Consider the following 3,066-nt stretch of genomic DNA (forward strand, 5'->3'; position numbering starts at 1 on the left):
AAAGAAATCAAAAAAGGAAAAGGCAACCTCAGTTGGTGGCAGCTTTCCCTCATTGGGATAGGTTCTATCATCGGAGCCGGGTTTTTCTTAGGGACAGGGCTGTCCATTAAGACAGCGGGCCCTGCCATCTTAATTGGCTACCTGATCGCAGGAATCACCACTTATTTTGTATTTAGTGCTTTAGCCGAAATGACCGTCAATGATCAGGAAAAAGGGTCATTCCGAATGTATGCCGAAAAAGCATTTGGACATTCGATGGGTTTCATCTCCGGCTGGATGTACTGGTTATCTGGTCTATTGATCATGTCCAGTGAAATTGTCGCCCTATCCACGTTCACCCAATTTTGGTTTCCCAATATTCCGTTATGGATTTTTTCGATCATTTACGCTTCGCTCGGGTTTGGAATCAACCTTCTGGGGGTGAAAAACTTCGGGCAGATCGAATCACTCTTTGCGATTGTAAAATTATCGACCCTTGTAGTTTTTATCGGTTTCGGAGCTTTGATTTTATTTGGAGTAATCGACCCGAAACAAGCGACTTCCGTCCATCAAGCGGGAATCAGTGAATGGTTTCCTCATGGGTGGAGAGGATTATGGTCAGCTCTCATTTTTATCTTCTTCTCCTTTGGCGGCATTGCTGTTGTCGGAGTGGCTTCTTCAGAGCTTGAACATAAGAAGAATATAACGAAAGCAGGGACGGCCTTAATTCTCGTCCTTGTTTCGATTTACTTGCTATCCTTATTTTTTGTTTTGAACATGGTCGATTGGTCGATCATTGATGAATCCGAAAGTCCTTTTGTAACAGCGTTGTCCGCTTTTCACATCCCTTATCTTGATTCGATCTTCAATCTCGTGATTATAAGTGCTGCCTTTTCAACCATGGTCGGGGCTCTATTTTCGATCAGCCACGTGATGGTCTCTTTATCAGAGGATGGAGACGCCCCGGAAAGCCTCAAAGAAAAGAACAGCCGCGGTGTAGCCATGAAGTCCTTAGGTTTAACCGCAGGGGGACTGGCCGTATCGATCCTCTTTTCCTACCTTTTACCTGACACGATGTATGAGTATGTCACGACAGCTGCAGGAGTGATGCTTATATTGAACTGGGGAATTATCCTGGCTTCTCACATCAAACTGCATCCTACTTATGATCAAAACAATGATCGTTTCAAAGCGTTTGGATATCCTTACACGTCTTATATAGGGATTGGATTTATTCTCTTAACGATCTCCGGTGCTTTGTTTCATGGGAATGAAAGAATTGGATTGTTCGTCAGTATCGGTTTGATCTTGATTATTTTCATCTGTTACAAAATTATATTCAGAGCGGAAAAGTAAGTCTCTTCACATCCCCTTTTGACATAAAAAATCCCCCTTTTGGAGCGTTCAATTTCTCCAAAAGGGGATGATTTGGGGGTCATCTCCATCTTTTCCTCAGCTTCTTATACGATTTCGTCTTCCTCAAGTGTTTCCCGAGTTCATCCAGCGGAATTCCATCGTCAAAGCGATCCTTATCAAACATTTCAGCGAAGGCATGTTCATGGGCTAATGGCTTTCTTTTAACAGTGTGACCAGCCTCTAATTCCGGCATGGAACCCACCTCCAAAGTTTGATTACTCATTTTTCCGACTGGATGGTCTTTGTGAAACCAAGAGATCGGCTGCATTGATTCTATAATGCATCTTATGAAAAGCCGTCCCAAATTATGAATAAAAATTAAATGTTCCTTGCGAGCTTATGAACTTTTTCGATAACCTCATCAATCTCTTCTCCTGAAACATCAAAATTCGTTACGAACCTTACAGTCTCTGGTCCAAAAGGCACAGCAAGAACCCTTTGCTCTTTAAGATGGTGCAGGAATTCATCAGAGGTTTGATTCAATCCCCCTACATTGACAAGCAAAATATTCGTTTCGACCTTCCCTTCGATCTCGATTCCATTTACTTGGCTCAGGCCCTCTGCCAGTCGTTTTGCCTGCTCATGGTCTTCCGCCAAACGATCGACCATTTCAGTCAAAGCAATCAGCCCCGGGGCGGCAATCATTCCGACCTGGCGTAATCCTCCGCCGAGCCGTTTTCTCCACTTGCGCGCTTGTCGTATAAAGTCAGCAGATCCTGCAATGACCGACCCTACAGGCGCCCCTAACCCTTTCGACAAACAAAATTGGACGGTATCAGCCTGGTCGGCGAACCTTCTTACGGAAATACCGCTCGCCACCGCCGCATTAAATAGACGAGCTCCATCCAAATGGACAGGAATGTTGTTTTCACGGGCAATTTCATAAATCTGCTGCATATTTTCTAGTGGCACAATCGCGCCACCTGCTTTGTTATGCGTATTTTCCAAACAAATGAGTCCGGTTTCTGGAAAATGAATGTCGTCAGGACGGATGGCTGCACGGACGTCGGCTGGGTCCATAGCACCGCGATTCCCAAGGATTGTTCGCGGCTGCACTCCGGCAAGGGCGGACATGGAAGCCCCCTCGTACAAGAAAAGGTGCGCATTTGCCTCTAACAAAATTTCATCCCCTGGTTTACAGTGGGTAAGCACTGCAATCTGATTCCCTTGCGTTCCACTTGTTACAAATAGCGCCGCTTCTTTGCCAAGCATCTCAGCAGCAGTGGCCTCAAGCCGCTTCACTGTCGGGTCTTCCTCGTACACATCATCCCCTACCTCCGCTTCAAAAGCAGCTTGGCGCATCTGTTGGGTAGGTTTCGTTACGGTATCACTTCGCAAATCGATCATATGTATCTCCTCCTCTTTATCTTTATTGTACGGAAAGGAACAGAGATTGAAAATCATTAAGAAAGGGCGTTCCCACAAATTCACACAACGAAAAAGCTTGCTGTAAAACGCTTGCAGATGCGATACTCGGTTACATTAACTAGATAAAGCGATAAAAGGAAAGGGATACTCACATGGATACATTGACAGCACTTTTTAAAGATATCAATAGCTTCTTATGGGGACCCGTCATGCTCATCTTTCTGCTTGGAACCGGCGTTTGGCTGACCTTTCAGCTGCGATTCATTCAAGTCCGCTCTCTTGGCAGAGGATTTAAACTGACGT

3 protein-coding genes are annotated in these 3,066 nt (G+C 45.1%); 1 reads left to right on the forward strand and 2 read right to left on the reverse strand.

The features are described 5' to 3' along the window. On the forward strand, window positions 1–1,335 hold a 1,335-nt coding region (locus tag LD39_RS18560), incomplete at its 5' end, for an amino acid permease (protein WP_035551530.1). Between the two features lie 79 nt (window positions 1,336–1,414). Here the strand turns inward: LD39_RS18560 and LD39_RS22820 are convergent. Both LD39_RS22820 and ltaE read right to left on the reverse strand, forming a co-directional pair. After that, on the reverse strand, window positions 1,415–1,588 hold the full coding sequence (locus LD39_RS22820; protein WP_156112691.1) for a hypothetical protein: 174 nt from the start codon (window positions 1,586–1,588) through the stop codon (window positions 1,415–1,417). A gap of 125 nt (window positions 1,589–1,713) precedes the next feature. After that, entirely contained in the window at window positions 1,714–2,742 is a 1,029-nt protein-coding gene (ltaE, locus tag LD39_RS18565) for a low-specificity L-threonine aldolase (protein WP_035551533.1), read from the reverse strand. Window positions 2,743–3,066: the final 324 nt, after the last annotated feature.

This window comes from Halobacillus sp. BBL2006 (assembly GCF_000786645.1).
GTDB lineage: Bacteria > Bacillota > Bacilli > Bacillales > Halobacillaceae > Halobacillus.

What these genes read in the sequence shown, in the direction of transcription:
- LD39_RS22820 (WP_156112691.1), bottom strand. Translation starts at nt 1,588, where the DNA reads ATGCCGGAATTAGAGGCTGGTCACACTGTTAAAAGAAAGCCATTAGCC.
- ltaE (WP_035551533.1), bottom strand. Translation starts at nt 2,742, where the DNA reads ATGATCGATTTGCGAAGTGATACCGTAACGAAACCTACCCAACAGATG.